This is a genomic window from Pseudoxanthomonas sp. SL93 (genome assembly GCF_026625825.1).
Classification (GTDB): domain Bacteria; phylum Pseudomonadota; class Gammaproteobacteria; order Xanthomonadales; family Xanthomonadaceae; genus Pseudoxanthomonas_A.
In genome coordinates this window covers 1,008,996-1,035,453 of record NZ_CP113065.1, presented here as the reverse complement: position 1 = coordinate 1,035,453, position 26,458 = coordinate 1,008,996, and the positions used below count along the sequence as shown (strand labels likewise).

The 26,458-nt window shown below is 66.8% G+C and carries 26 protein-coding genes; 15 read left to right on the top strand and 11 right to left on the bottom strand.

Going from position 1 to position 26,458, the window contains the following annotated elements; translation table 11 throughout:
* Positions 1–10: 10 nt before the first annotated feature.
* The 4 genes from asnB to nadE are packed head-to-tail and all read left to right on the top strand — an operon-like array spanning position 11 to position 4,726.
* A complete protein-coding gene (gene asnB, locus OVA13_RS04780) occupies positions 11–1,954 on the top strand; it encodes an asparagine synthase (glutamine-hydrolyzing) (RefSeq protein WP_267792659.1) in 1,944 nt (647 codons plus the stop codon).
* Positions 1,951–3,486, top strand: a complete 1,536-nt coding sequence (locus OVA13_RS04775) for a class I adenylate-forming enzyme family protein (RefSeq protein WP_267792658.1) — start codon at positions 1,951–1,953, stop codon at positions 3,484–3,486. Before asnB ends, OVA13_RS04775 begins: the two co-directional genes overlap by 4 nt.
* Positions 3,483–3,764 (top strand): acyl carrier protein, encoded by a 282-nt coding sequence (locus tag OVA13_RS04770; protein WP_267792657.1) that lies wholly within the window; start codon positions 3,483–3,485, stop codon positions 3,762–3,764. The genes OVA13_RS04775 and OVA13_RS04770 overlap by 4 nt, the downstream gene beginning before the upstream one ends.
* A complete protein-coding gene (gene nadE / locus OVA13_RS04765) occupies positions 3,761–4,726 on the top strand; it encodes an NAD(+) synthase (RefSeq protein WP_267792656.1) in 966 nt (321 codons plus the stop codon). The genes OVA13_RS04770 and nadE overlap by 4 nt, the downstream gene beginning before the upstream one ends.
* 7 nt (positions 4,727–4,733) lie before the next feature.
* On the opposite strand, the gene hflD is transcribed toward nadE, so the two are convergent.
* From hflD to OVA13_RS04745, 4 genes are read right to left on the bottom strand one after another with little or no spacing between them, the layout of a single operon-like run.
* Complete coding sequence (hflD, locus tag OVA13_RS04760; protein WP_267792655.1) at positions 4,734–5,345, bottom strand: high frequency lysogenization protein HflD; 612 nt, start codon at positions 5,343–5,345, stop codon at positions 4,734–4,736.
* Positions 5,342–6,475 carry a tRNA 2-thiouridine(34) synthase MnmA gene (gene mnmA / locus OVA13_RS04755; RefSeq protein WP_267792654.1) on the bottom strand — a complete coding sequence of 378 codons (1,134 nt, stop codon included), beginning with the start codon at positions 6,473–6,475 and terminating at the stop codon, positions 5,342–5,344. Before mnmA ends, hflD begins: the two co-directional genes overlap by 4 nt.
* The gene (locus OVA13_RS04750) at positions 6,472–6,948 is read right to left on the bottom strand and encodes an NUDIX hydrolase (protein WP_267792653.1); all 477 of its coding nucleotides are present in this window, start codon (positions 6,946–6,948) and stop codon (positions 6,472–6,474) included. The genes mnmA and OVA13_RS04750 overlap by 4 nt, the downstream gene beginning before the upstream one ends.
* Positions 6,949–7,407, bottom strand: a complete 459-nt coding sequence (locus OVA13_RS04745) for a hypothetical protein (protein WP_267792652.1) — start codon at positions 7,405–7,407, stop codon at positions 6,949–6,951.
* A gap of 146 nt (positions 7,408–7,553) precedes the next feature.
* On the opposite strand from OVA13_RS04745, the gene clpS reads away from it, so the two are divergent.
* Positions 7,554–7,874 (top strand): ATP-dependent Clp protease adapter ClpS, encoded by a 321-nt coding sequence (clpS, locus tag OVA13_RS04740; RefSeq protein WP_267792651.1) that lies wholly within the window; start codon positions 7,554–7,556, stop codon positions 7,872–7,874.
* 156 nt (positions 7,875–8,030) lie between these two features.
* On the top strand, positions 8,031–10,310 hold the full coding sequence (clpA, locus tag OVA13_RS04735) for an ATP-dependent Clp protease ATP-binding subunit ClpA (RefSeq protein WP_267792650.1): 2,280 nt from the start codon (positions 8,031–8,033) through the stop codon (positions 10,308–10,310).
* Positions 10,311–10,389: 79 nt separating this feature from the next.
* On the opposite strand, the gene OVA13_RS04730 is transcribed toward clpA, so the two are convergent.
* The 6 genes from OVA13_RS04730 to trxB form a co-directional block, all read right to left on the bottom strand.
* Positions 10,390–10,758 carry a hypothetical protein gene (locus tag OVA13_RS04730; protein ID WP_267792649.1) on the bottom strand — a complete coding sequence of 123 codons (369 nt, stop codon included), beginning with the start codon at positions 10,756–10,758 and terminating at the stop codon, positions 10,390–10,392.
* A 198-nt stretch (positions 10,759–10,956) separates the two neighbouring features.
* Positions 10,957–11,175: a translation initiation factor IF-1 gene (gene infA, locus OVA13_RS04725; protein WP_055943174.1), complete on the bottom strand. Its 219-nt coding sequence runs from the start codon at positions 11,173–11,175 to the stop codon at positions 10,957–10,959.
* A gap of 86 nt (positions 11,176–11,261) precedes the next feature.
* Positions 11,262–12,011 carry a leucyl/phenylalanyl-tRNA--protein transferase gene (gene aat, locus OVA13_RS04720; protein ID WP_267793629.1) on the bottom strand — a complete coding sequence of 250 codons (750 nt, stop codon included), beginning with the start codon at positions 12,009–12,011 and terminating at the stop codon, positions 11,262–11,264.
* A 28-nt stretch (positions 12,012–12,039) separates the two neighbouring features.
* The gene (locus tag OVA13_RS04715) at positions 12,040–13,167 is read right to left on the bottom strand and encodes a GNAT family N-acetyltransferase (protein WP_267793628.1); all 1,128 of its coding nucleotides are present in this window, start codon (positions 13,165–13,167) and stop codon (positions 12,040–12,042) included.
* Entirely contained in the window at positions 13,167–14,054 is an 888-nt protein-coding gene (locus OVA13_RS04710; protein WP_267792648.1) for a metallophosphoesterase, read from the bottom strand. The genes OVA13_RS04715 and OVA13_RS04710 overlap by 1 nt, the downstream gene beginning before the upstream one ends.
* Before the next feature lie 19 nt (positions 14,055–14,073).
* Positions 14,074–15,027, bottom strand: coding sequence for a thioredoxin-disulfide reductase (gene trxB / locus OVA13_RS04705; protein ID WP_267792647.1), 954 nt, complete (start codon positions 15,025–15,027; stop codon positions 14,074–14,076).
* A 287-nt stretch (positions 15,028–15,314) separates the two neighbouring features.
* Here trxB and OVA13_RS04700 point away from each other — a divergent pair, with 287 nt between their 5' ends.
* The 9 genes from OVA13_RS04700 (at position 15,315) to OVA13_RS04660 (ending at position 25,345) form a co-directional block, all read left to right on the top strand.
* Positions 15,315–17,675 (top strand): DNA translocase FtsK, encoded by a 2,361-nt coding sequence (locus OVA13_RS04700; protein WP_267792646.1) that lies wholly within the window; start codon positions 15,315–15,317, stop codon positions 17,673–17,675.
* 150 nt (positions 17,676–17,825) lie between these two features.
* A complete protein-coding gene (gene lolA, locus OVA13_RS04695) occupies positions 17,826–18,449 on the top strand; it encodes an outer membrane lipoprotein periplasmic chaperone LolA (RefSeq protein WP_267792645.1) in 624 nt (207 codons plus the stop codon).
* 56 nt (positions 18,450–18,505) lie between these two features.
* Positions 18,506–19,885: a replication-associated recombination protein A gene (locus OVA13_RS04690; RefSeq protein ID WP_324288274.1), complete on the top strand. Its 1,380-nt coding sequence runs from the start codon at positions 18,506–18,508 to the stop codon at positions 19,883–19,885.
* Between the two features lie 3 nt (positions 19,886–19,888).
* A complete protein-coding gene (gene crcB, locus OVA13_RS04685) occupies positions 19,889–20,296 on the top strand; it encodes a fluoride efflux transporter CrcB (protein WP_267792644.1) in 408 nt (135 codons plus the stop codon).
* A 211-nt stretch (positions 20,297–20,507) separates the two neighbouring features.
* Positions 20,508–22,052, top strand: a complete 1,545-nt coding sequence (locus OVA13_RS04680) for a hypothetical protein (protein WP_267792643.1) — start codon at positions 20,508–20,510, stop codon at positions 22,050–22,052.
* Between the two features lie 124 nt (positions 22,053–22,176).
* Positions 22,177–22,593, top strand: a complete 417-nt coding sequence (locus tag OVA13_RS04675; RefSeq protein ID WP_267792642.1) for a hypothetical protein — start codon at positions 22,177–22,179, stop codon at positions 22,591–22,593.
* Positions 22,590–23,282 (top strand): C39 family peptidase, encoded by a 693-nt coding sequence (locus OVA13_RS04670; protein ID WP_267792641.1) that lies wholly within the window; start codon positions 22,590–22,592, stop codon positions 23,280–23,282. The genes OVA13_RS04675 and OVA13_RS04670 overlap by 4 nt, the downstream gene beginning before the upstream one ends.
* Position 23,283: 1 nt before the next feature.
* A complete protein-coding gene (locus tag OVA13_RS04665; RefSeq protein WP_267792640.1) occupies positions 23,284–23,811 on the top strand; it encodes a hypothetical protein in 528 nt (175 codons plus the stop codon).
* Positions 23,812–23,875: 64 nt separating this feature from the next.
* Positions 23,876–25,345 (top strand): transporter, encoded by a 1,470-nt coding sequence (locus tag OVA13_RS04660; RefSeq protein WP_267792639.1) that lies wholly within the window; start codon positions 23,876–23,878, stop codon positions 25,343–25,345.
* Positions 25,346–25,372: 27 nt separating this feature from the next.
* Here the strand turns inward: OVA13_RS04660 and OVA13_RS04655 are convergent, their stop codons facing one another.
* The gene (locus OVA13_RS04655) at positions 25,373–26,455 is read right to left on the bottom strand and encodes an SAM-dependent methyltransferase (RefSeq protein ID WP_267792638.1); all 1,083 of its coding nucleotides are present in this window, start codon (positions 26,453–26,455) and stop codon (positions 25,373–25,375) included.
* Between the last annotated feature and the right edge of the window lie 3 nt (positions 26,456–26,458).

The following is a 26,458-nucleotide window of genomic DNA, read 5'->3' as shown; positions in this document are numbered from 1 at the left end:
GATCCTTGCCATGTGCGGGATAGCCGGGGTGCTGGTGCCTGCCGGTGCCCCGTCGCCCCCCGAGGAGATGCTGGCGGACATGATCGCGGCGCTGCGGCACCGCGGGCCCGATGGCAGCCGCATCCGCGTGGACGGACAGGTGGGCCTAGCGCACGCCCGCCTCTCGATCATCGATCCGAAGGGCGGCTGGCAGCCGATCCACAATCCCGACCGCACCGTCTGGGTGATCTTCAATGGCGAGATCTTCAACCATGTGGAACTGCGTGAATCGCTGAAGCGCCAGGGGCATCGTTTCTACACGGACTCGGATACCGAGGTCATCGTGCACCTGTACGACCGCTACGGCGATGCGTTCGTCGAGCATCTCAACGGGCAGTTCGCGATCGCCCTGCATGACCTGCGGCAGCAACGCGTCGTCCTGGCGCGGGACCGCGTGGGCATACGCCCGCTGTACTTCAGTCGTGAAGGTGGCGTCTTTTCCTTCGCATCCGAAGTGAAATCCCTGTACGCCCGCCATGCCCAGCCCCGGGGCCTGGATACGCGTGCACTCGGCGAGTTGTTTTCATTCTGGAGCACGCTGGGCACGCGCACCGTGTTCTCCGGCGTCGAACAGCTGGCGCCCGGCCATCTCATGGCCATCGATCTGCGCGACCCAGCGCTGACGCCGCAGGTTCGCCGCTACTGGCAATGGCGTCATCTGCCGGAGGATGTGTCCGGCCGAAGCGAGGACGACGTCGCCGAGGAACTGCACGCGCTGCTGGTCGATGCCGTCCGCCTGCAGCTTCGTGCCGACGTGCCGGTGGGCGCCTACCTGAGCGGCGGGCTGGATTCCTCGGTGATCGCCACGCTGATCCGCCGGCATACCCGGACCCCGTTGCGCACTTTCTCGCTGGGGTTCGCCGACGCCGAATTCGATGAGCGTCCCTTCCAGCGGCTGTTGGCGGATTCGCTGGGTACGGAACACAGCGAGATCGTCGTGTCGCACGCCGACATCGCGGACGCATTCCGCCGTGCCGTACTGCATGCCGAGTCCCCGCTGGTGCGCACGGCGCCGGTGCCGATGATGCTGCTGGCTGGGCATGTGCGCCAGGCAGGCTACAAGGTCGTGCTGACGGGCGAGGGCGCCGATGAAGTATTCGCCGGCTATGACCTGTTCAAGGAAGCCAAGCTGCGCCGCTTCATGGCCGTGCAGCCGGACAGCCGCTGGCGGGGACGGTTGCTGGACCGCCTGTATCCATACCTGGCCCATTCGCCGGTGCGGTCGCGCGGCTTCGCCGAGCAGTTCTTCCAGGAGGGCGCTGAGCAGCGCTCCCAGCCTTGGTTCGCGCATCTGCCGCGTGTCCGCAGTACGCAGCGCGTCCTGCGTTTCCTGCACCCCGACCTGCGTGAGCAGTTGCAGGCCTGGGATCCCGTACGGACACTGGCGGCAGAACTGCCCGACGGCATCGCGGCGTGGCCCGCACTGGCACGCGACCAGTACGTGGAGTCGAGCACGCTGCTGTCCGGTTACCTGCTGTCTTCGCAGGGCGACCGCATGAGCATGGCGCAATCGGTCGAGGGACGTTATCCCTTCCTCGACCATCGGGTGATCGAACTCGCCAACCGGCTGCCTGCGCGATACAAGCTGCGCGGCCTGGACGAGAAGCACATCCTGAAGCGCGCCATGCGCCGCGAACTGCCCGATGCGGTGCTGCGCCGGCCCAAGCAGCCCTATCGCGCGCCCGACAGCGGCTGTTTCTTCGCCAACGGGGACGCCCTGCCGTGGGTGAAGGACGCGCTGCAACCCGATCGCGTAGCCGCCAGCGGATTGTTCGACACCACGGCCGTCGCCCATCTGGTGGAGAAGTGCCGGAGCGGGCGCGCGATCGGCTTCCCGGACAACATGGCGTTCGTCGGCATCCTGTCGACGCTCGCCCTGCATGAATCCCTGATCCGGCCGCAGGGGCAGGCATGATGCTGCTGCATGCCCTGTTCGCCCGCAGCGTGCGGCGCACGCCCGACAAGGTGGCGCTGGTCTGCGACGGGCAGCGCCTGAGTTTCCGTGAGCTGGACGAACGGAGCCGGGACATCGCGCAGCATCTGCACCGGCAGGGCCTCGGCGCAGGCGATCGTGTGGCTCTGTTGCTGGACAACGGTGTCGAGATGGTCGTGGCCCTGTGGGCCGTGCTGCGGGCGGGCGCGGTCTGCATGCCGTTCAACCCGCAGACCAAGGCGGAGAAACTCGCTGCCCTGATGCAACGCACGGAGGCCCGCGTCCTGCTGACGCAGTCCTCATTGGCTCGCGTATGGCGTGCCGCGCAGCAGGAGGGTGGTGCGCAGCCGCATGTCTGGGTACACGGTGCCGGATGGACGCCCGCAACGAGCGGTGAACATGCCTGGCCTGATACCGCCGCTGCGGCATCTCCTTCGCCATGGCGCGATGCGGTGGTGGATGAGGATGCCCTGGCCCTCATCAGTCATACCTCAGGCACCACCGGGTTGCCGAAAGGCGTGATGCTGAGCCATCGCAACCTGGCCAGCATCACCGCGTGCATCGCGGGCTACCTGCCCATCCGCGAGGACGACGTCCTGTTCAGCGCGCTGCCGCTGAGTTTCAACTACGGCCTGAGCCAGCTGCTGCTCGCACTGTCGACCGGCGCGACGCTGGTGCTGGAGAAATCCTTCGCGTTCCCGGCGCAGGCGCTCGACGTCATGTCGCGCGAACGGGCGACGGTGTTTCCGGCGGTACCCACCATGTACGCCATGCTGCTGGGCATGCAGGATCTTTCCCGCTGGGACCTGTCGTCGCTGCGGCTGATGACCAGTGCTTCGGCGCCGCTTCCCGTCGCGATGCAACGGCAGCTGCGCGAACGCATGCCCTTCGCCCGTTTGTGCGTGATGTACGGACAGACCGAATGCACCCGTATCAGCTATCTGCCGCCGGAACAGGTCGCCGCGCGGCCCGGCAGCGTGGGGCGTGGCCTGGCAGGCCAGCGGTGCTGGTTGATCGATGAGCAGGGCCATCGACTGCCGTGGGGCGCCGAGGGCGAGCTGGTGGTGCAGGGCGATCATGTGATGGCCGGCTACTGGCAGGACCCGCAGCGCACGGCCGAGAAACTCTTCCACGATCCGGAAACGGGCAGGATCGCCATGCGTACCGGCGACCTGTTCCGCAGCGATACCGACGGCTGGCTGTATTTCATCGCGCGCAAGGACGACATCATCAAGACGCGGGGTGAAAAGGTCAGCCCGCACGAAGTGGAGCAGGCCATCCAGCGCATGCCCGGCGTCATCGAATGCCTAGTGGGGCCCGTGCCTGACCCGCTGCTGGGCGATGCGGTCAAGGCCTGGGTGGTCGTGGCCGACGGCAGCGGGCTGGTCGAGCGCGATGTCATCCGCCACTGCCTGGCGACCCTCGAAAACCACATGGTGCCCAAGCACGTGGCCTTTGTGGATGCGTTACCCCGTACTCCTACCGGAAAGCCCACCCGACAAGGCCTGACATGACCCTTGCTTCCGCTTCTGCCGATGCTTCGCCATCCACCGTCAAGACCACCGTGCGCCAGTACATCCAGGACAACTTCCTGATGGGAACCGCGGAGGCCTACGCCGACGATGCGTCCTTCATGGATGCCCAGCTGCTGGATTCCACCGGCTTCCTGGAGCTGGTCCAGTTCCTGGAGGAAACCTACGGCATCAAGGTCGAGGACGAGGAGATGATGCCCGACAACCTGGATTCGCTGGATGCCGTCGCGCGCTTCGTGTCGCGCAAGCAGGCCGCATGAGCGCGTGGGGTGCCGAGGTACTGGAGATCGATCTGGCCACGGAGGCCGATCGCATCGCGACCTGGATGCGCGATACCACGCGCCGGCTGCGGCGTCGCGGGCTGGTGGTGGCGATGTCCGGCGGCATCGACAGTTCGGTGTGCGCGGCCCTGGCAGTGAAGGCGGTCGGTGCCGACCGCGTGCAGGGGCTGCTGCTGCCGGAACGCGATTCCAGCGGCGAATCCACCCGCCTGGGCCGCCGTCTGGCGGAGCATCTGGGCATCCGCCACGAAGTGCACGACATCGCGCCGGCCCTGGAGGCCATCGGATGCTATCGCGAGCGCGATGCGGCGATACGCCAGGTGTTCCCGGACTACGGCGATGGCTGGAAGAACAAGATCGTCCTGCACGGCGGCATCGACGGCGGCATCAATTTCTACAAGCTGGTGGTGCAGTCGCCGTCCGGCGAGACGAGGGAAGCGCGACTGCCGTTGGAGGCATACCTTCGGATCGTCGCGGCGACCAACCACAAGCAGCGCCTGCGCAAGACCCTGGACTACTACCACGCCGACCGGCTGAACTACGCGGTGGTGGGTACGCCCAACCGGCTGGAGTACGACCAGGGCTTCTTCGTGAAGAACGGGGACGGATCAGCCGACATCAAGCCGATCGCGCACCTGTACAAGACACAGGTCTATGCGATGGCGCGGCATCTTGGCCTGCCTGACGAGATATGTTCGACCAAGCCCACCACCGACACCTACAGCCTGCCGCAGGGGCAGGACGAGTTCTATTTCGCCCTGCCGTACGCGCAGATGGACCTGGCCCTGTGGTCTTGCGAACAGGGGCGGCCGGCGGAAGAGCTGGCCGCTACGTTGGGCATGACGGTGCAACAGGCGCAGGCCATCCACGCGGATATCCAGGCCAAGCGGCGCGCGGCCGAATACCTGCACGCGCCGCCCGCGGTGTTCGCGATGGCGTGAGGCGACGCTAGCGGAGCCAGTCGTCGGTGGCTTCCAGCAAGGCCCGGCGGCTGAGGATGAGGTCCCACATGCTGCCACCCAGCTGCCGCCACAGCACGGCGGAACGCACGGCAGCGAGCAGGATGGCGCGGATCTCGGCGACCACGCCCGGCTGCCCCAGATAGTGCGGATTGCCCTGCACCATCACGCGGGGGCGAAGGTGGCTGATGGTGTCGGCATACAGGCCGCCGAGCGCTGACAGCACGTCGGGGTGCGTGCTGCCCAGTTCGGTGGCGCGTGATGCGATGTCTTCCAGCCCTTTGGCGACCGCGTCCACCACGTCGCCTTCGCGCACGAAGCGGCGCTCGAGCTGCAGCACCGACATGGCCAGGCGGGGCAGGGCGTCGTCACGGGTTTCCTTCGACAGGTAGCCGCGCAACACGCGCAGGCCGCTTGTCAGGTCGCGGACACCGCCATAGACCGCCAACGTGGAGTCGGCGTCCACGCGGAACACGCTGTCCAGCGATGCCTGCACCACCGAGGATTCGGACTGGCCCGTCTCGGCGATGCGGCGTACCTGGTGGAGCGCCTGTGCCAACCCTGCCAGGGCCAGCACGCGGTCGGAATATCGGTTGCTCAAGCTGCCTGCTCCGCGAGTTTCTGTTCAAGGGGGGCGTCGGTGCGGGCGATGACGGCACCGCCCAGACACACCTCGCCGTCGTACAGCACCAGCGACTGGCCGGGCGTTACCGCCCGCTGGGGGCGCGCGAAGCGCACCGCGACGCTGCCGTCGTCGCGTACGCTCACCGCGCAGGCCTCGTCGGCCTGCCGGTAGCGCGTCTGCGCCGTGCATTCGAAAGTACCTGCGGGCGGACTGCCGGCAATCCAATGGGCAGCTTCCGTCCACGTCTGCGTGGAGTGCAGGTAGGGGCTGTGGGTGTCCTGGTCCACGTACAGCACGTTGCTGGCGACATCCTTGCCGACCACGTACCACGGAGCCTGCGGCCGTCCGCGCACGCCACCGATCTGAAGGCCTTCGCGCTGCCCCAGGGTGAAATAGAACACGCCCGGGTGTTCGCCGATCACTTCGCCCTGCGGATCGTCGACGCCGACGGCGCGCATTTCGCCGCGGCGGGCGGGGAGGTAGCGGCCAAGGAATTCACGGAAGTCGCGCTCGCCGATGAAGCAGATGCCGGTCGAATCCTTCTTGTCGTGCGTCTGCAGCCCCGCCTCGCGTGCGATGCGGCGAAGGTCGGCCTTCTGCAGGTCGCCGATGGGGAACAGGGTCGCGGACAGCTGCGACTGGCCCAGCTGGTGCAGGAAGTAACTCTGGTCCTTGCTGCGGTCCACGCCGCGCAGCAGCTGCCAGCGCCCCTGGGTGCTGGCCACGCGCGCGTAGTGGCCGGTGGCGATCTTCTCGGCACCGAGTTCGCGCGCCGCATCCAGGAAATGCTTGAACTTCACTTCCCGGTTGCACAGCACGTCCGGGTTCGGCGTGCGGCCCGCGGCGTACTCGGCGAGGAAATGCTCGAACACACCCTGCCAGTATTCGCTGGAGAAATCGCGGAAGTGGAACGGGATGCCGAGCCGGCCGCAGACCGCCACCGCGTCGCGGCGATCGTCTTCGGCGCGACAATCGCCGCTGCCGTCATCCGCCCAGTTCTGCATGAACAGGCCAGCGACACGCTCGCCCTGTTGTACCAGCTGCAGGGCGGCGACCGACGAATCCACGCCGCCGGACACCCCCACGATGACCCGCGGCCCGTTCACGCGATCTGCTGCAGCATCGTGAGGGGCGAGCGGCGCCCGGCCAGGTAATCCTGCACCGCCTGCCACACCAGCGGGCTGCGGTGGCGGTCGGATTGTTCCTGCAGCTCGGTCGGCGTCAGCCAGACCGCCCGCACGATGCCGTCGTCGAGCACGCGCTCGGGCTCGTGCCGGAGCGGCTCCGCGGCGAAGGCGAACCGCAGGTAGTGGCGGCCGCCGCTGCCGTCGGGATTGAGGGCCTTCCACTGGTAGGCGCCGACGAACGCCGTCAGTTCGACATGCCAGCCGGTTTCTTCCAGCGTCTCCCGGCGCGCCGCCTCCAGCAGGCTTTCATCGGGTTCCAGGTGGCCGGCGGGCTGGTTGAACACCAGCCGGCCCTGGGCGCGCTCTTCCACCATCAACAGCTTGCCGTCGCGGACCACCACGGTGGCCACGGTCACGTCGGGTTGCCAGAAGCGGCCTTCGCGGTAGCTCACTTACAGGCTGTCCTCGTCGCCGGAGAGTTCGATTTCCATGTTGTCCGCGGTTTCCGCGGCCACGTCCATCGCCGCCTCCAGGGCGGCCCCGTCAACGCTGTCCGGCAGCTTGACGACGAAGTACAGCACATCACCGGAAATCTCCCAGCTGCCGATCTTCTTGGTTCGGCTTTCGGCCAGCAGGGACAGGGCGCGGGCGCCGTCCACGCCATCCTCGGCGACGCGGCCGGCCGGGGCGAACACCTCGCGGATGCTCAGGCCATTGACCTCCTCGGTGCCGCCGGACACGAAGACCAGCTGGGTGCGGTTTTCCTGCTTGTACGAATAGGTGACCTTGTAGTCGCCATCGCCATCCACCTCGAACTGGATGCCGCGTGCCTTCAGGCGGGCCTCCACGGAGGCATCGGCTGCCAGCGCCGGAAGCGCGGCAAGTGCGGCGCACAACAGGGGCAGCGTCATCAGGGAAACAGGCACGCGCATCAGGGTCGGCTCTTGGTGAAGGGTCGATACATTGTGGCCGCGGGCCGCCATGGCGTCCATGCCGGCGGGACAGTCCGTCGCGGCGCTGGCCGTGCAGGCCTGCGATGGCCCCGTATAATCCGCATATGCCCCGCAAGAATGAAAACGAGCGCGACCATGGCGTGCTGGTGGAAACCAGCAAGCCCCAGGTCGCGCCGCCGCCGCTGTACCAGGTGTTCCTGCTGAACGACGACTACACGCCGATGGACTTCGTGGTCACGGTGCTGCAGCAGTTCTTCGCCATGGACCTGGAGAAGGCCACGCAGGTGATGCTGCACGTCCATACCCGTGGACGGGGCGTCTGTGGCGTCTACACGCGGGAGGTCGCCGAGTCGAAGGTGGCCCAGGTGAACGAGTTTTCGCGTATGAACCAGCATCCGCTGTTGTGCACGATGGAAAAATCCTGAAAGCGCCCCGGCATTCGCGTGCCAGGGCCGCCTGATCCGGTGTGGGGGCGCCGCTGCGCTACGCAAGGCAACGATTCCTGAACACTGAAATCCGGTAGGGTGATGGAAATCCACCCGCCAGGCCGCATATTGTCGCCATAGGCCCCGGAGGCAACCATGTTCAGTAAAGACCTCGAGCAAACCATCGGCCAGTGCTACAAGCGCGCCCGCGAGGCTCGCCATGAGTTCATGACCGTCGAGCACCTGCTGCTCGCCCTGCTGGAAAACCCGTCCGCCCAGGCCGTGCTCAAGGCCACGGGCGCCGACGCCCTGCGCTTGCGCGAGGACCTCGAACAGGCCATCGAAGCCTCCGTGTCCCGCCTGGCCGAGGACGATGGCCGCGACACCCAGCCCACGCTGGGCTTCCAGCGCGTGCTGCAGCGCGCCGTCTACCACGTGCAGTCCTCGGGCAAGAAGGAGGTGACCGGCGCCAACGTGCTGGTGGCGATCTTCGGCGAGAAGGATTCGCATGCGGTCTACTTCCTCAACCAGCAGGACGTCACCCGGCTGGACATCGTCAACTACCTGTCCCACGGCATCGCCAAGCAGGGCGAGGAGAACGAGGGGGCAGGCCAGCCGGAAGGCGAGGGCAAGGCGGAAGGCGCCGAGGGCGAGGGCAAGGGCGATGCGCTGACCGAGTTCGCCAGCAATCTCAACGACCTGGCCCGGCAGGGCAGGATCGATCCCCTGGTGGGCCGCGCCGACGAGGTCGAGCGGACCATCCAGGTGCTGTGCCGCCGCCGCAAGAACAATCCGCTCTACGTCGGTGAAGCGGGCGTGGGCAAGACCGCGCTGGCCGAGGGCCTGGCCAAGCGCATCGTCGACGGCGACGTGCCGGACGTGCTGCTGGATGCCACCATCTATTCGCTGGACCTCGGCGCGCTGGTGGCGGGCACCAAGTACCGCGGCGACTTCGAGAAACGCCTCAAAGGCGTGCTGGCCGCGATCAAGAAGATCCCGGGCGCCATCCTGTTCGTCGATGAAATCCACACGATCATCGGCGCCGGTTCCGCCAGTGGCGGCACCATGGACGCCAGCAACCTGATCAAGCCGGCGCTGGCATCGGGCGAGCTGCGCTGCATCGGCTCGACCACCTTCCAGGAGTACCGCGGCATCTTCGAGAAGGACCGCGCCCTGGCGCGCCGGTTCCAGAAGATCGACATCGTCGAGCCGACCGTGGGCGAGACCTACGAGATCCTGCAGGGCCTCAAGCCCAAGTACGAAGCGCACCACGGCGTGACCTACGCCGACGAGGCGTTGCAGGCAGCGGTGGACCTGTCGGTCAAGCACATCGGTGACCGGCTGCTGCCGGACAAGGCCATCGACGTCATCGACGAAGCGGGCGCGCGGCAGCGGCTGCTGCCGGTGGAGACCCGCAAGGAACTGATCGACGTCGAGGAGATCGAGACGATCGTGGCCAAGATGGCGCGCATCCCGGCCAAGCAGGTGTCCTCGTCGGACAAGGACGTGCTGCAGCACCTGGAGCGCAACCTGAAGATGGTCATCTTCGGGCAGGACCCGGCCATCGAGACGCTGGCCTCGTCCATCAAGCTGGCGCGCAGTGGCCTGGGTAATCCGGACAAGCCGATCGGCAACTTCCTGTTCGCCGGTCCCACCGGCGTGGGCAAGACCGAGGTGACCAAGCAGCTCGCGCTGCAGCTGGGCATCGAGCTGGTCCGCTTCGACATGAGCGAGTACATGGAGCCGCATTCGGTCAGCCGGTTGATCGGTGCGCCTCCCGGCTATGTCGGCTTCGACCAGGGCGGCCTGCTGACCGAAAAGATCGTCAAGACGCCGCATTGCGTGCTGCTGCTGGACGAGGTGGAGAAGGCGCATCCGGACATCTTCAACATCCTGCTGCAGGTCATGGACCGCGGGGTGCTGACCGATACCAACGGGCGCGAGGCCAACTTCAAGAATGTCATCCTGGTGATGACCACCAATGCCGGCGCCGCGCAGGCATCACGCCGCACCATCGGCTTCACCCGCCAGGACCATTCCACGGACGCGATGGAAGTGATCCGCCGCAGCTTCACGCCGGAGTTCCGCAATCGCCTGGATGCCATCGTGCAGTTCCAGGGGCTGGGCTTCGACCACATCCTGCGCGTGGTGGACAAGTTCGTCATCGAACTGGAAATGCTGCTGCAGGAGAAGCACGTCAGCCTGTCCGCCACCCCGGCGGCGCGCGACTGGCTGGCCCAGCACGGCTTCGATCCGCTGATGGGCGCACGCCCGATGGCGCGCCTGATCCAGGACAAGGTCAAGCGCCCGCTGGCGGACGAGCTGCTGTTCGGCAAGCTGATCAACGGTGGCCGCGTCAGCATCGACGTGCGCGACGGCGAGCTGGTGGTGGATGCGCAGGCCGAGCCGGAGCGGTTGCTGCCCGCCACGGTCTAACGCCATCGGCGGTACGGTAAGCAAGAAGGCGGCCCATGGGCCGCCTTCTTTGTTCAAGGCGTTCGACGGGGGAGTGGACTCAGCGCCTGGCGAGGTTCCGCTTGCGCGTGAATTCCTCGGCCGTGATCTGTTCGATCGACTGGACGCGGCAGATGTCGCGCTTGGTCTTCACCTTGGTGTCCCGCGGACACAGCTGTCCGACCTGCCCGTTGGTGGAGATCTCGACGGTCGGTGTGATGGTGATGGAATCGCAACTGTTGCGGAAGGCGACGCGGTAGTGCGCCTGTCCGTCCCGCAGGTAGAACTGGTCGCCATTGCCCGCGCGCACGATTTCCTGATCGTTGCCCAGGCTGACGCACGCGCTGACCGGCTCGCCTGCCCAGGCCAGCAACGGGGCCGCGCTGGCTGTCAGCATCAGAAGAACGGGAAGGGTCTGGCGTGCGTTCATGGCGGCGCTCGGAGAGGTGGCGGCCCGGATTGGCCGGCGCTCACGCTACGCGGGGAGACCGGGCGGCAAATCTGCCTTTAGTGGCCATGACCAGCGGCCCGGTGCCGGAAGTCATGCCACCCACGCAATCCGCCCATGCTGGCCGTATAAACGCAGAAAGCGGCCAGCGGCCGCTTTCAAATCAATGCGTTGGACGCATTACTTCATGCGATACGTGATTCGACCCTTGGTGAGGTCGTAGGGGGTCATTTCGACCTTCACCTTGTCGCCGGTCAGGATGCGGATGTAGTTCTTGCGCATGCGGCCGGAGATGTGGGCGATGATCTCGTGCCCGTTTTCCAGCTTGACCCGGAACATCGTGTTGGGCAGCGTCTCGGCAACGGTGCCTTCGAATTCAATGGAGTCGTCTTTCGACATGTAGACCTGTGGTGTGAAGCGGAGAATGGCTGGCGCCATAGAGCCCGGCATTGTACCCGGGAGTTGACCCCGGTGCAAAAATTCCGTTATGGCGCGGCGGAGTGGGCCAATTCGCTCGCGGGGAAGCGGCCGAACGCGTCCGCCCAGCTGCCCGGCATCCCCGGCAGGGCCGTCAGTTCGGCTACCCGGGAGAGGAACACGTCACGCGTGATCGAAACGGCGCCGAGCGTCGGCAGGTGGTCATTCTCCACTTGGGCGTCGATCAACGGCCAGCCCCACGCAGACAGTCGCCGTGCCAGCGCGGCCAGCGCGACTTTCGAGCCCCCGGAGCGGCCACTGAACATGCTTTCGCCGAAGAACATGCGGCCGATCGCCACGCCGTAGATGCCCCCGACCAGAGCATCGTCCTCGAAGACTTCCACCGAATGCGCATGTCCGGCGCGGTAAAGGTCGCCGTACGCCGCGCGCATGCCGGCGGTGATCCAGGTGCCGTCCTGTCCCGGGCGCGGCGCGCCTGCGCAGGCCTCCACGACTTGGTCAAACGCACTGTCGGCGCGTACGTCCCAGCGGGACTGGCGCAGGCTCCGCCGGAAACGCGAGGAAAGCCGGACCTGATCGGTGAAGAACACCATGCGCGGGTCCGGCGACCACCACAGGGGCGGCTGGCCTTCCGAGAACCACGGGAAGATGCCGCCCCGATAGGCGTTGAGCAGCCGTGGCACCGACAGGTCACCGCCGATCGCCAGCAGCCCCTCCGGCTGGTGCACGGCGAGGTGGGCGGGCGGGAACGGGCTGTCGGGCTCGGCCGACAGCAGGAAAGGGCGCTGGCGCATCACGGCATCATTGCGCAATGGCGACACGCATTCACGTGATCTGCTTGAACGGAGAATGCGCCATCAAGGTCTGCGCGTAGCGTCGCACGGCGAGGGTTTCCTCCGCGCACCACGCCCCCAGCGCCTGGGCGAACTCGGGGTGGGCGATCCAGTGCCGGCTGCGGACGAACGCGGGCAGGAAGCCGCGTGCGATCTTGTGTTCGCCCTGCGCCCCGGGCTCGAACACGCGCAAGCCTTCGCGCAGGCAATAGTCGATCCCCTGGTAGTAGCAGGTCTCGAAGTGAAGCCCCGGCAGCGCCACCTCTGCCCCCCAGTAGCGCCCATACAGCGTGTCGCCACCGCGCAGGCACAGCGCGCCGGCGATCGTCCGGCCTTCGTGGTCGGCGAGGAACATCACCAGCTGGCGCGGCATCTCGCGGGCGAGATGCCGCAGGAAGTCCAGTGTCAGTGCCGGCGAGTTGCCGTAGTCGTTGAACGTGCGCAGGTAGAAACCGAACATCGCCTGCAGGTCGGCATCGCTGGCTTCATCACCGTGCAGTACCCGGAAACCGACGCCCGCACGCTGCACCTTGGCGCGTTCCTGGCGGATGTTCTTGCGATGCTTGTGATCGAAGTCGGCCAGGAACGTGTCGAAATCGTGCCAGTGACCCGGGTTGCGCCAGTGGTACTGCACGTCGGTACGTGGCAGCCAGTCGGGCGGGAACGCCGCATCTTCGCCTTCGGCATGGAAGTTCACGTGTGCCGACGACCAGCCGTTCGCCAGGGTTTCAGCGCGCACGGCGTCCACCAGCCAGCGCTGCGCCTGCAGGTTGCGCGCCAGCAGGCGGGGCCCGGTGACGGGCGAGTACGGCACGGCGCCCAGCCACTTGGGGAAGTAGTCCAAGCCGTGACGTGCGTATGCATGGGCCCAGGCATGGTCGAAGACGAACTCGCCGTGCGAGTTGTGCTTGAGATACCCCGGCGCCGCGGCCACCAGCATGCCGCCTTCCCACAACGTCAGGTGGTGCGGTGTCCAGCCCCACTCCTCGCGCAGGCAGCCATGGGCTTCCAGGCCGTGCAGGAAGGCGTGCGACACGAACGGGTTGCGGCCATCATGCAGGCCGTCCCAGGTTGTCGAAGGCACGGATGACAGTGACGGGAGGAAGCGGGTTTCCACGATCAGGGCCGCAGGTCCAGCACGTCGATGGTGGGCGGATTGAACAGCCGCATCGGCAAGCCGATCTCGCCCAGCCCTACCGTCGTGTACACCCGCACGCGCCCCCGGGGTGTCTGCAGCCACTGCTCGCCGCGATCGAATCCGTAACGGCTGGGGATGGCATGGCGATACAGCCAGGGAATCCGGATCTGGCCACCGTGCGTGTGTCCCGCCAGCACCAGCCGGGCGTCCGTCTGGTCCAGCTGGATCGCACTGTCGGGATTGTGGGTCAGCACCAGTGTCGGCAGGGATGCAGGCGCAGCGCGAAGGAAGCCGGCATCGTCGCGGTGCGCCCAGCGATCACCCAGTCCCGCCAGGCGAAACCGAGGCAGATCGATGCTCCGGCCCTCGATGACCTGCACCCCATGCGCGGCCAGCGCTTCGCGCAATGCGTGGTCGATGTCCGGCCCGGGCGCTTGCTGGTCGTGGTTCCCCAGTACCGCGTACACCGGCATCTTCAGGCGCGCCAGGGGCGCGAACATACGGGGCAGGGCGTCTTCCTGCGGCTCGTAGGTGAAGTCACCGGCGATGACGACCGCATCCGCCTGCACTGCATTGATCCGTTCCACGACCCGGCCCAGGAAACGTGGATCCTTGTAGACCCCAAGGTGGACGTCGCTGACCAGTACGATGCGGGCCTGGCCGCCGGTGCCTGCCAGCGTGGTCTCCTTCACCCGGATGAGCTGTGGCTCGACGAAGCGGGCCCACGCGAACAGCAGGCAGGTGGCCAGGGCCACGCTCGCGAACCACCGGCGGCGGCCACGGGCCAGGCGCCAGCACAGCCAGACGATGACGGGAAACACCAGCCAGCTGCCATGAAAGATCAGCTGCTTGACGAGGACCTTGTCCACGCGCCGGCGGGGTCCGGGCTCAGCCGTCCTTGTCCAGGAAGCGTTCGGCGTCCAGCGCCGCCATGCAACCGAAACCGGCCGACGTGATGGCCTGGCGGTAGTGCTGGTCGGTGACGTCGCCGGCGGCGAACACGCCCGGGATCGTCGTCGAGGTGGCATTGCCTTCGATGCCGGAGCGGATCTTCAGGTAGCCATTGCTCATGTCCAGCTGTCCCTCGAACAGGCCGGTGTTCGGCGTATGGCCGATCGCCACGAAGAAGCCGTGCACGTCGATGTCGCGGGTGCTGCCGTCCTGCACCGACTTCACGCGGATGCCGGTGACGCCGGCGTCGTTGCCGAGCACTTCGTCGACGGTGTGGTGCCACACCGGTTCGATCTTGCCGGCCTGGATCTTGGCGAACAGCTTGTCCTGCATGATCTTCTCCGCACGCAGGGTGTCGCGGCGGTGGATCAGATAGACCTTGCGGGCGATGTTGGACAGGTACAGCGCTTCCTCGACGGCGGTGTTGCCGCCACCGATCACCGCCACGTCCTGGTCGCGGTAGAAGAAGCCGTCGCAGGTGGCACATGCAGACACGCCGCGGCCCTTGAAGGCTTCCTCGGACGGCAGGCCCAGGTACTTGGCGGTGGCGCCGGTGGCGATGATCAGGGCATCGGCGGTGTACTCGCCGCTGTCGCCGATCAGCTTGAAGGGGCGCTGGGACAGGTCGGCGGTATGGACGTGGTCGAAGATCACCTCGGTCTCGAAGCGCTCCGCATGCGCCTGCATGCGCGCCATCAGGTCCGGGCCCATCAGGCCATGAGCATCGCCCGGCCAGTTGTCCACTTCGGTGGTGGTCATCAGCTGGCCACCCTGCTGCAGGCCGGTGACGACCACGGGCTTCAGGTTGGCGCGCGCGGCATAGACGGCGGCGGTCCAACCGGCGGGTCCGGAGCCCAGGATCAACAGGCGGCAGTGCTTCGAAGTGCTCATGTATACTCGCGAAAAGGTGGAAAACGGTCGTGCGAAGGCGTGATGACGTACCGTTCGCAGGCGCATAGAGTGGCGGTGCGACCAGGTCTAATCAAGGCGCGCGGATGGAAAGCGGTGATGCATGGGCCGGTTCCTTCCTCAAGATGACGCTGCGCCCGGGGCGCGGCGTTTTTTGTGGCCGCTCCTGCAGGCACGCTTGCCAACTCGGGTCTTGATGGTACTGATATCCGCTCCGGATTCGTTTATTATCAAGGACTAATGACATTTTCCTAAGGTCTGGTCGAAAGGTGGCAAAACAGCTTCCGGAAAACGGCAAACCCAAGGGCGCCAACGCAGCGGCGCGCAAGCAGGCCGCCGCCAATCCGCGACGCCAGCGCCTGTGGCGTGACCTGGCGTTGATCGCCATCGCCCCCTTGCTGCTTTATCTGCTGGCCAGCCTTTTCACTTTTTCACCCGAAGACCCCAGCTGGTCGCAGGCGGGCAGCCTGACGGCGCCGGTGAAGAACATGGGGGGCTTCGTCGGCGCATGGGTGTCGGCGATGCTGCTGGCATTCTGCGGATACGTCGCCTTCCTGCTGCCGCTGATCCTGGGTGCGGTGGCGTGGATCGCGCTGTTCGGCATGGACACCGACGGGGATGGCGAAGCGGACCTGGGGCCGGCGTTGCGCCTGATCGGCATGGTGGGCTTCCTGATCTCGGCGAGCGGCCTGCTGCATCTGCGCGGCGTGCCCGCCGAACACTTTTCGGCAGGTCCCGGCGGCATCCTCGGCACGCTGGTGGGCAAGTCGCTGCTGGCCGGCTTCGGCGGGCTGGGGGGCAACCTGTTCCTGCTGGTGCTGTTCCTGGTGTCGGTGACGCTGGCCACCGGCCTGTCGTGGTTCGCGGTGATGGAGCGCATCGGCAAGTACGTGCTGATGATCCCGGACCTGTTCCGTCGCGGCAGCCAGCAGGCCAATGAGTGGCAGCAGACCCGTGCGATGCGCGAAGAGCGTGAGATCGTGCGCAAGATCGATGCGGTGGCGCGCGCCAAGCGCGAACCGGTGAAGATCGAGCCGCCCGCGCCGGCGGTGGTTGAAAAGAGCGAACGCGCCAAGCGCGAGCAGCAGATCCCGCTGTTCCACGGAACGGGTGGCGACGAATCGGGCCTGCCGCCGCTGTCGCTGCTGGACGATCCCAAGCCGCAGACCAAGGGCTATTCCGAGGAGACCCTGGAAACCCTGTCGCGGCAGATCGAGTTCAAGCTGAAGGACTTCCGCATCGATGCGCAGGTGGTCGGCGCCTATCCGGGCCCGGTCATCACGCGCTTCGAGATGGAGCCCGCGCCCGGCGTGAAGGTCAGCCAGATCAGTTCGCTGGACAAGGACATCGCCCGCGGCCTGTCGGTCAAGTCGGTGCGCGTGGTGGACGTGATCCCCGGCAAGTCGGTGATCGGCCTGGAAATCCCCAATACCAGCCGCGAGATGATCTTCCTCTCCGAGCTGCTGCGCTCGAAGGAATACGACAAGTCCGGCAGTCCGCTGACGCTGGCGCTGGGCAAGGACATCGCCGGGCGCCCGACCGTGGCCGACCTGGCGCGCATGCCGCACCTGCTGGTCGCCGGTACCACCGGCTCGGGCAAGTCGGTGGCGGTCAACGCGATGGTGCTGAGCCTGCTGTACAAGGCCTCGCCGAAAGACCTGCGCATGCTGATGATCGACCCGAAGATGCTGGAGCTCAGCGTCTACCAGGGCATCCCGCACCTGCTGGCGCCGGTGGTCACCGACATGAAGGAGGCCGCCAACGGCCTGCGCTGGTGCGTAGCGGAAATGGAACGCCGCTACAAGCTGATGAGCGCGGTCGGCGTGCGCAACCTGGCCGGCTTCAACAAGAAGGTGAAGGACGCGCAGGACGCCGGCCAGCCGATGATGGACCCGCTGTTCAAGCCGAATCCGGACCTGGCCGAGGCCCCGCGTCCGCTGGAGCCGATGCCCTTCATCGTCATCTTCATCGACGAATTCGCCGACATGATGATGATCGTCGGCAAGAAGGTGGAGGAACTGATCGCACGCCTGGCGCAGAAGGCGCGCGCGGCCGGCATCCACCTGATCCTGGCCACGCAGCGCCCGTCGGTGGACGTCATCACCGGTCTGATCAAGGCGAATATTCCCACCCGCATCGCGTTCCAGGTCAGCTCCAAGATCGACTCCCGCACCATCCTGGACCAGTCCGGCGCGGAAACGCTGCTCGGCCACGGCGACATGCTCTACCTGCCGCCGGGCACCGCGATGCCGGAACGCATCCACGGCGCCTTCGTCAGCGACGAAGAAGTGCATCGCGTCGTCGAACACCTCAAGGCCAGCGGTACCGCCGACTACATCGAGGGCGTGCTGGAGGAGGTGCAGACCATGGGGGACGGCATCGTCGTCGGCCCGACGGGTCTGCCAGAATCCGGTGGCGGTGGGGGGGACGAGTCCGACCCGCTGTACGACGAAGCGGTCAAGATCGTCACCGAAAGCCGGCGTGCCTCCATTTCCGGGGTGCAGCGCCGCCTGAAGATCGGTTACAACCGCGCCGCCCGCCTGATCGAAGCCATGGAGGCCGCAGGCGTGGTCACGCCACCCGAACACAATGGCGACCGCCAGGTGCTCGCACCGCCTCCGCCGCGCTGAGGCTTCTTCTGTGGGAGCGACGTCAGTCGCGATCGACTCCCGCGACGCTTCATCGCGACTGACGTCGCTCCCACGGGATTCGTGCGCCCACCCCCCATTCAGTTTCATCCGGCCACACTGCACCCCATGTCCTTCATCCCGGAACGCACCATGCTCCGTACCGCACGCTACGCCGTCCTCGCCACCGCGTTGCTTGCCACCAGCGCTTTCGCCGGCGCACGTGACGAGCTGAAGACCTTCACCACCGGATTGAAGGGACTGGACGGCCAGTTCACCCAGAATGTCTACGACGGGGGCGGCAAGCTGAAAGAGAGTTCCAATGGCCGTGTCGCGCTGTCCGCGCCGCGCCTGTTCCGTTGGGAATACAACAAGCCGTACGTGCAGCTGATCGTGGCCGACGGCAAGAAGGTGTGGGTCTACGATCCGGACCTGCAGCAGGCAACGGTGCGGGAGCAGGGCATCGAGGAAGAGAACAGCCCGCTGGCGGCGCTGATCGACCCCGGCAAGCTCGACCGCCAGTTCAACGTCAGCGAGGCCGCTGGCCAGGGCGGCTTGCAGTGGTTGACGCTCACGCCCAGGAACGAAGGCGATGCCAGTTTCCAGACCGCACGCCTGGCCTTCGCCAATGGCGCGCTGGTGAAGATGGAAGTGAAGGACGCCGTGGGCCAACGCACCGAGATCAGCTTCACCGGTTGGAAGCGCAACCCGCCGTTTGCGCGCGGCACGTTCGCCTATACGCCCGCCAAGGGCGTTGACGTGGTGGGCGGCCCCTGAGGACCACGCATGGTCCGCAAGCCGTAACCGGCGGCCACGCTTCGCTACAATGAAGCGTGGCCAGGACACGCACCCCGCTTGAACCGCAGACCGACCTGCTGAGCGTCGACAACGAGGCCCTGCGCCCGTTGGCCGAACGCATGCGGCCACGCACGCTGGATGAGATGGTCGGCCAGCGCCGCCTGCTGGCGCCGGGCAGTGCGCTGCGCCGTGCAGTTGAATCGGGGCACGTGCATTCGATGATCCTCTGGGGCCCGCCGGGCTGCGGCAAGACGACGCTGTCGCTGCTGCTGGCGCGTTATGCGGATGCCGAGTTCAAGGCGATCTCCGCCGTGCTGTCGGGCTTGCCGGAGGTAAGGCAGGTGCTGGGCGAGGCGGCACAGCGCTTCGCCGGCGGACGCCGCACGGTGCTGTTCGTCGATGAGGTGCACCGCTTCAACAAGGCACAGCAGGATGCCTTCCTGCCGCACATCGAACGCGGCACCATCATCTTCGTCGGTGCCACCACCGAAAATCCTTCCTTCGAACTGAACTCGGCATTGCTGTCGCGTTGCCGCGTGCACGTAATGGAAGCGGTGTCGGTCGACGACATCCGCCAGGCGCTGCGGCAGGCACTGGACGACCGCGAGCGCGGTTTCGGCGACCAGCCTTTGCAGGTGGACGATGACGCGTTGCGCGAAATCGCCAGCGCCGCCGATGGCGACGTACGCCGTGCGTTGACGTTGCTGGAGATCGCGGCCGAACTGGCGGCCGACGAGGGCAACCGCATCACGCCTCAGACACTGGTGCAGGTGCTGGCCGACCGTACGCGCCGCTTCGACAAGGGCGGCGAACAGTTCTACGACCAGATATCGGCGCTGCACAAGTCCGTCCGCAGTTCCAACCCCGATGGTGCCGTGTACTGGCTGGCGCGCATGCTGGACGGCGGCTGCGACCCGGCCTACCTGGCCCGGCGCATGACGCGCATGGCGGTGGAAGACATCGGCCTGGCCGATCCACGTGCCCTGCAGATGGCCATCGATGCCTGGGACACGTACGAGCGGCTCGGCAGCCCCGAAGGCGACTTGGCGCTGGCGCAGCTGGTCATCTATCTGGCCAGCACGGCCAAGTCCAACGCGGGCTACATGGCGTTCAACGCGGCCAAGCGCGACGTGCGCGAGTACGGCACGCAGGACGTGCCGCTGCACCTGCGCAACGCACCCACCAAGCTGATGAAGGAGCTGGGCTACGGCACCGGCTACCAGTACGACCACGATGCGGAAGGCGGCATCGCGCTGGATCAGACGGCGTTTCCCGATGCTATGGGCGAACAGGTCTACTACGCGCCCGTGGAGCGGGGCCTGGAGATCAAGCTGAAGGAGAAACTCGACCGGCTGCGCGAGGCACGGCGCCAGGCGCGTGCCTCGGCCGGCGATCGCCGGAACGGAGAGGGCTGAGCGATGCCGGCCGGCCCGTGGTGGTGGCAGCTGCTGCTGGTGATGGTGGGCGGCGCGCTGGGCGCGGCCGGCCGCTTCTGGCTGGGTGGCGTGCTGCTGCGGCAGCTGGGGCATGGGTTCCCGTGGGGAACGTTCGCGGTGAACATGATCGGCGCCTTCGCCGCCGGCTACCTGGTGGTCTGGCTGGAAACCCGCGGCAGTTCGACCATCTACTGGCGCGCCTTCCTGGTGGTGGGCGTACTGGGGGCGTTGACCACGTTCTCCGCGCTGATGGTGGAGTGCCTGCTGTTCGCGCGATCGGATCGCGGCGGCCTGCTGATCGCCTATCTGCTCGCCAGCCTGGTGCTGGGGCTGCTGCTGGTCTGGGCGGGCGCACGGCTGGCGTCGTCCATGCCGGTGCATCCCGGCTGACCGACACGCACCGCAGCCCGGCAACGGCGGTTGCCTGTCTCTCGATGTCCTTTCATGACAGTCCGCTTTGACCTGCGGACAAGCGGTCATGCTGCTAACGACTTCTTAACGTCACATCCCGGGGTGGCTAACGATTGCTGTGTGAATGTGACCCGCGTCGCTTTTTAGGGTCTTCCCCTGGGCCCCAGAGCGGCGAAAAGGAGAATCAACGATGTGCACACGCAAGACTCTCATTGCATCCGCGGTGCTGCTGGGACTCGGTCTGACGGGACAGGCATTCGCACAACAAACCAATACGGAAAACGGAACCGGCGACGACATTCTGGTCAACCTGGCCGTTGACGCCAGCAACAACAGCACCAATACCGACAACAGCAACAACTCCGACAATTCGGACAACAGCGACAGCAGCAACAACTCGGACAACTCCGACCACAGCGACAACAGCTCGCATGACGGCGACAACCGCAACAATCGCGGCAGCGCCAAGGCAGAAGGTTACGGCTCCACTGCCGCCAACAACGGCAGCACCGCGACCTCCACGTTCTCCAACTCCTTCAACCACAGCAAGGCCGTGGCCGAAACCAAGCTGATCGGCAGCGTTTCGGGCGTGACCGTGCACGACATTGGCAATGTCGCCAAGAACTGGGGCGATGCCAATGGCGGTGACGGTGGCAAGGGTGGAGCGGGCTATGGCGGCAAGGGCTATGGCGGCACGGGCAACGGTGGCGACGGCGCTGGCGGCAACGGCGGCGACGGCGGCAACGGCGGCAACGGCGGCAGCGGTGGCGATGCCAACAACGGCAGCGCATCGGCTGGCGATTCTTCCAATGGCAGCGCTTCGATCGGCGATGCCGTGGCCGGCAACGGTGGTCGCGGCGGCAACGTCGATGACACCCGCGGTGGCAACGGCGGCGACGGCAAGGGCTACGGCGGCGACGGCCGCGGCTCCGGTGGCGATGCCGGCGGCTGGGGCGGCGACGCGGGCGGCCTGGGCGGCAGTACGCTGGGTGGCAGCGGTGCCTCCGGCGGTGATGCCGGCGCAGGCAGTGGCGATACCGGCTCCATCGCAGGTGCTTCCGGTGGCGACGCCGGTGCAGGCAGTGGCGATTCGCGCGAACGCGGCGCCGGCAACGGCAGCAGCGGCGACGGCACGGCGACCGGTGGTGCAGGCACGTCGGGTGACGCGACGTCGACCGGTGGCTCCAGCACCGCGACGGCGGGTGCGGGTACGTCGGGCGATGTCACCGGCACCGGTGGCGCAGGCTCGGGTACCGGCGGTGATGGCTCCGGCACGGGCGGCGATGGCACCGGTACGGGTGCAGCCGGTTCGGGCACGGGCGGCGCAGGCGGCACGTTGACCGCGACGGCGGGAGACGGCGGCGATGGCGGTGATGCCAGCAATGGCGATGCCACCAACGGCGGCGCGTCCTCCTCGGCCTCCAACGGCGATGCCACCGCGGGTGACGGTGCGACCGGTGCCGTGGGCGCCGAGGGCGGCGTCGGCGGTGACGGCAATGGCGGTACCGGCAACGGCGGCGTCGGCACTGGCGGCGTGGGCAATGGTGCCACGGGCGGCGCAGGCGGCTCGGGCGGATCCGTGGCCAACAACGCCGGCACGTTCAACATGTCCAACAACATGACCAGCGTCGGCCAGTCGGCGGCAGGCATCATGGTGGCGGCCCAGAACAGCGGCATGGCATCGCTGATCCAGCAGGGCATCACCGTGCAAGCCAACCTGACCGTAGGTCCGTAAGCGCTCCGAAGATGCCCTGGGCCGGTGACGGCCCGGGGCATTGCGCGTGATTGCCGGAGTGTCGCCCGCATGCGGGCGAAGGTCGGCGTGAACGCACAGGAACGCATGGCAAGGGAGACTGACCATGCAACCGCATCGAGTGACCATGCTGCGTCTGGCGGCATCGGGAATATTTTTCTTTGCATTGGCCACGCAGGCCGGGAATGACGTGGCCGTGGACGCGACATCGGCAACGGAAGCATTGCCCCTGGTCGAATTGAAAGTGCCATTCAAGCCCGTCAGCGAGCTTGGACGCACCGTCGATGCCGGGCGCCTGGCCGATCTGCGCGGCGGTGACGGAACGACGGAAAACCTGATCGACGTGGATGGATCGGTGGAAGGCAATACCGCCAACCGCATCATCAGCGGCTCAAATGCCATCTCCGATGGCGCGTTCGGGAATTCCAACGGCATCAACACGGTGATCCAGAACACCGGCACCAACGTGCTGATCCAGAACGCCATGATCGTCACGGTCGACTTCGTGGATCCGATGCCGTGAAGCGACTGCGCCTGAGGGGTGGCGCGCTTGCCTGCGCGCTGGCCGTGCTGGGCGGCGCGTCCGCCAGCACCACGGAGTTGCGCCTGCCCAACGGCGGCGCCTACAGCGTGCGCGTGACCAGCCTGAAGGAAGCGCGCTTCAAGATGACCATCCCGCAGCAGTACGACTTCAGCTGCGGCTCGGCGGCGACGGCCACCCTGCTGACGCACCAGTACGGCCATCCGGTGAACGAGGTCGATGTGTTCGTGCAGATGTACAACAACGGCGACCAGGTGAAGATCCGCAAGGAAGGCTTCTCGCTGCTCGACATGCGGCGTTACCTGAAGTCGAAGGGATTCGAGGCGGACGGCTTCGAACTGCCGCTGGAGAAACTGCAGGAAGAGAACGTGCCGGCGATCGTGCTGCTGAATGATCGCGGCTATCGCCATTTCGTCGTCGTCAAGGGCCTGAAGAACGGTCGCGTGCTGCTGGGCGATCCCGCGCGTGGCACGCGCGCCATGCCGCGTTCGCGGTTCGAGGCCCTGTGGGACAACCGCGTGCTGTTCGTGGTGCACAACCGCCGCGAACTGGCCCGCTTTAACCAGGCCAGCGACTGGCAGACCGCTCCTCCGGCGCCGCTCGACATGGGAATCCAGCGCGATGGCCTGCGCAACATCACCGTGCCCAGGCGCGGACCGGGAGACATCTGACATGGACACGCATGCGAAGAAGATGCGGACGCTGGCCATCATCGCGGCGGCGATGCTGTTGCCCGCCGGTGCGCAGGGGCAGGGCAGCGGGTCGGACAGCGCGCCTCGTGGCGGGTTGGGGGCGGAGTGGCAACCGGTCGACCCGGCCCGGCTGGCGCAGATGCGGGGCGGCTTCCAGCTGCCTTCCGGGATGATGCTGTCGTTCGGCATCGAGCGCGTGGTGTACGTCAACGGAGAACTGACCGCGCGCATCGCGGTGCAGATCCCCGACGTGCGCAGCATCACCGACCAGCAGGCGCAGTCACTGGCCGAGTTCAACCGCGGCGTGGTCGTGCAGGTGGGCGAGGGCAACCGCTTCGATCCCGCTGGCATCGCCGGTGGCGTGGTCATCCAGAACACGCTGGACAACCAGGACATCAATACCGCCACGCGCGTGAACGTGGGCGTGGACACCCTGGGTACGTTCCAGGACCTCAACGCGAATGGTGCGCTGACCGATGCATTGATCCGCGCGCCAGGCGGCCCGTGAACCGCGGCCCGCGCCGGCATCGCGCGGAACGGGCCAGGAGACAGAACCTGAGAAGGGGAACACCATGAAAGGGACGTCGTTGAGGGACGTGGCACCGCTGGCACTGGCCGTGGGTTTCGGCGTGCTGCAGAGCGGGCAGGCGATCGCGCAGGAAGTTCCTTCACCGGAGGGCGCACAGGCGGCCTACGCGGGCTCGCCCGACGCGCGCCTGGACGCCTTGCAGCAGCAGATCAACGCGCAGACGCAGCGTCTCGAGGCCATGCGCGAGTCGCTGCAGGCACAGGAACGCGAGCTGTTCCGCATGCAGAACGCGCTCAACGACGAAATACTGGCCAGCGCACGCGCACGTGGCGCACCTGCTCCGGTGCTGGTGCCGTCCCTGAACCAGGCGCCGACCTTCCGCGAGATCCAGCCTGTCGGCGAGGCCATCGCGACGACCCCGCCGCCACCGCGGCCCGCGGAGGCCGGCGCACCGGCCACGCCGGTGCAGTACGACGTGGCACAGGTGGCACAGGCCGCGGCGCAGGAAAGCGCACAGGCGCCACAACCGGTAGGCCAGGCGCCAGAATCCGACACGCGCCCACCGGAAGTGGCGCAGATCTTCGACCAGCCGGGCGTGCTGACGCCATCCGGAAAGTTCGTGCTGGAGCCCTCGCTCCAATATGGTTATTCGGGCAACGACCGCGTCGCGCTGGTCGGCTACACGGTGATTCCCGCCATCCTCATCGGCCTGATCGACGTGCGGCAGGTCAAGACCACCACCGCCATCGCCACGCTGACCGGCCGCTACGGCATCAACCGGCGCATGGAAGTGGAAGCCAAGGTGCCTTACGTCTATATCCACAGCGATACGGTGAGCCGGGAAATCTTCACCGGGTCGGCGCAGGACAATGTCTTCGATGCGGATGGCAACGGACTGGGCGACGTGGAATTCACCGCGCGCTACCAGATCAACCAGGGTGGTCCGGACAAGCCGTTCTACATCGGCTGGCTGCGCTACAAGAGCCGCACCGGCCGTGACCTGTTCGAGGTGACCACCGACTGCGTCACGCGCTGCGTTTCCAACACCACCGGCACCGGCCTGCCGCTGGAACTGCCGACGGGCAGCGGTTTCCACGCCGTGCAGCCGGGCATCACCTGGCTGTATCCGTCCGACCCCGTGGTGTTCTTCGGCAGCTTCAGCTACCTCTACAACTTCGAGCGCAACGATGTCTCGCGCAAGGTGCTGCTCGGCGAAGACGAATTCCTCGGTGACGTGAAGGCCGGCGACATCCTGGGCTTCAACCTGGGCATGGGCCTGGCCTTGAACGAGAAGGCCGCCATCAGCATCGGCTACGACCAGAGCATCATCGGCAAGACCAAGCAGAACGGCCAGGAAGTGGCCGGCGCGGTGCGCATCACGCTGGGCACGCTGTTGCTGGGCGGCACGTACCGCTTCAACGATCGCGCGTCATTGAACGTGGCCTTGGGCGTGGGCGTCACCCGCGACACGCCGGACCTGACGCTGACCGCACGCGTGCCGATCAACTTCTGACCGGCATGCGCATGCCACGGCGCCGCGTCAGTCGCGGCGGAACCGGTAGTGCGCCACCTGCCACTCGCGGCCTTCGTCATGGCCGAACAGCTCCGCGCACGCCATCCAGAACATGCGCCAGCGCTGGTGCCACAGGCGTGCCTGTGCCTTGCCGTAGGCCTCCTCCAGGATGGCGAGCACCGCATCACGATGCCGGTCCTGATTCTGCAGCCAGGCGTTCGCGGTCTTCTCGTAGTGCTGGCCGGACAGCAGCCAGCGCTGTTCAAGCGTCACGGCCTGCTGGAAGTGCAGCAGCGTGTCCGCCGCCGGCATCAGTCCGCCGGTGAAGAAGTAGCGACCCATCCAGTCGTCCTCGCCCTGCACCTCGAAGGGGTAGAGCAGATCGCGATGGCAGAAGATGTGCACGAACAGCTTGCCGCCGGGCGCCAGCCATTGGCCGATGCGGCCCAGCAGCTGCTCGTAGTTGCGCATGTGCTCGAACATCTCGATCGACACCACGCGGTCGTACGCGGCGTCGTCCAGGGCAAGTGCGTTGACATCGGTGGTGATGACCTGCACGTTCGACAATCCGCGTTCGCGGCAGCGGGCCTCGATGAACTCGCGCTGGGGGCGGGAGTTGGACACCGCGGTGATGCGCGAGGCGGGGAAGCGCGCCGCCATCCACAGCGTCAGCGAACCCCAACCGCAGCCCAGCTCGAGGATGCGCTGGCCGTCCATCAGTTCGGCGCGTTCGCCGTACAGCTCCAGCATGCGCGCTTCGGCGGCGTCCAGGTCGGGTGTGGTGGCGTCCCAGTAGCAGCTGCTGTACTTCAGGTGTTTGCCCAGGCAGTGCTGGAAGAAGGCGGGGGGCAGCTCGTAGTGCTGCCGGTTCGCCGCATCGGTTTCGATGGCGATGGCGCTGGTGCGCAGAGCGTCGATGCGGCGGCGCTGCCGTTCGCCGATGGCATCGGCACCGCCCTGGCGCTCCTCGCGCAGGCGCCGCGTGCAGAGGTGGCGGATGCCCTGGCGCACCAAGGCATCGGGAATGAAGCCACGCTCCGCGAGCACGGTGGCAAGCGGTTCGCGTGCGGGAGCTTCGGCGGTGGGAAGGGACGAAACGGGCGTGCTCATGCG

Excerpts from the sequence above, each read along its gene's own strand:
- trxB (WP_267792647.1), bottom strand. The coding sequence starts at position 15,027 with ATGAGCACTTCGAAGCACTGCCGCCTGTTGATCCTGGGCTCCGGACCC.
- OVA13_RS04770 (WP_267792657.1), top strand. The coding sequence starts at position 3,483 with ATGACCCTTGCTTCCGCTTCTGCCGATGCTTCGCCATCCACCGTCAAG.
- asnB (WP_267792659.1), top strand. The coding sequence starts at position 11 with ATGTGCGGGATAGCCGGGGTGCTGGTGCCTGCCGGTGCCCCGTCGCCC.
- OVA13_RS04655 (WP_267792638.1), bottom strand. The coding sequence starts at position 26,455 with ATGAGCACGCCCGTTTCGTCCCTTCCCACCGCCGAAGCTCCCGCACGC.
- lolA (WP_267792645.1), top strand. The coding sequence starts at position 17,826 with ATGCTCCGTACCGCACGCTACGCCGTCCTCGCCACCGCGTTGCTTGCC.
- OVA13_RS04745 (WP_267792652.1), bottom strand. The coding sequence starts at position 7,407 with ATGACGCTGCCCCTGTTGTGCGCCGCACTTGCCGCGCTTCCGGCGCTG.
- infA (WP_055943174.1), bottom strand. The coding sequence starts at position 11,175 with ATGTCGAAAGACGACTCCATTGAATTCGAAGGCACCGTTGCCGAGACG.
- crcB (WP_267792644.1), top strand. The coding sequence starts at position 19,889 with ATGCCGGCCGGCCCGTGGTGGTGGCAGCTGCTGCTGGTGATGGTGGGC.
- OVA13_RS04680 (WP_267792643.1), top strand. The coding sequence starts at position 20,508 with ATGTGCACACGCAAGACTCTCATTGCATCCGCGGTGCTGCTGGGACTC.
- OVA13_RS04665 (WP_267792640.1), top strand. The coding sequence starts at position 23,284 with ATGGACACGCATGCGAAGAAGATGCGGACGCTGGCCATCATCGCGGCG.
- OVA13_RS04660 (WP_267792639.1), top strand. The coding sequence starts at position 23,876 with ATGAAAGGGACGTCGTTGAGGGACGTGGCACCGCTGGCACTGGCCGTG.
- OVA13_RS04775 (WP_267792658.1), top strand. The coding sequence starts at position 1,951 with ATGATGCTGCTGCATGCCCTGTTCGCCCGCAGCGTGCGGCGCACGCCC.
- clpS (WP_267792651.1), top strand. The coding sequence starts at position 7,554 with ATGCCCCGCAAGAATGAAAACGAGCGCGACCATGGCGTGCTGGTGGAA.
- OVA13_RS04730 (WP_267792649.1), bottom strand. The coding sequence starts at position 10,758 with ATGAACGCACGCCAGACCCTTCCCGTTCTTCTGATGCTGACAGCCAGC.
- OVA13_RS04675 (WP_267792642.1), top strand. The coding sequence starts at position 22,177 with ATGCAACCGCATCGAGTGACCATGCTGCGTCTGGCGGCATCGGGAATA.
- clpA (WP_267792650.1), top strand. The coding sequence starts at position 8,031 with ATGTTCAGTAAAGACCTCGAGCAAACCATCGGCCAGTGCTACAAGCGC.
- nadE (WP_267792656.1), top strand. The coding sequence starts at position 3,761 with ATGAGCGCGTGGGGTGCCGAGGTACTGGAGATCGATCTGGCCACGGAG.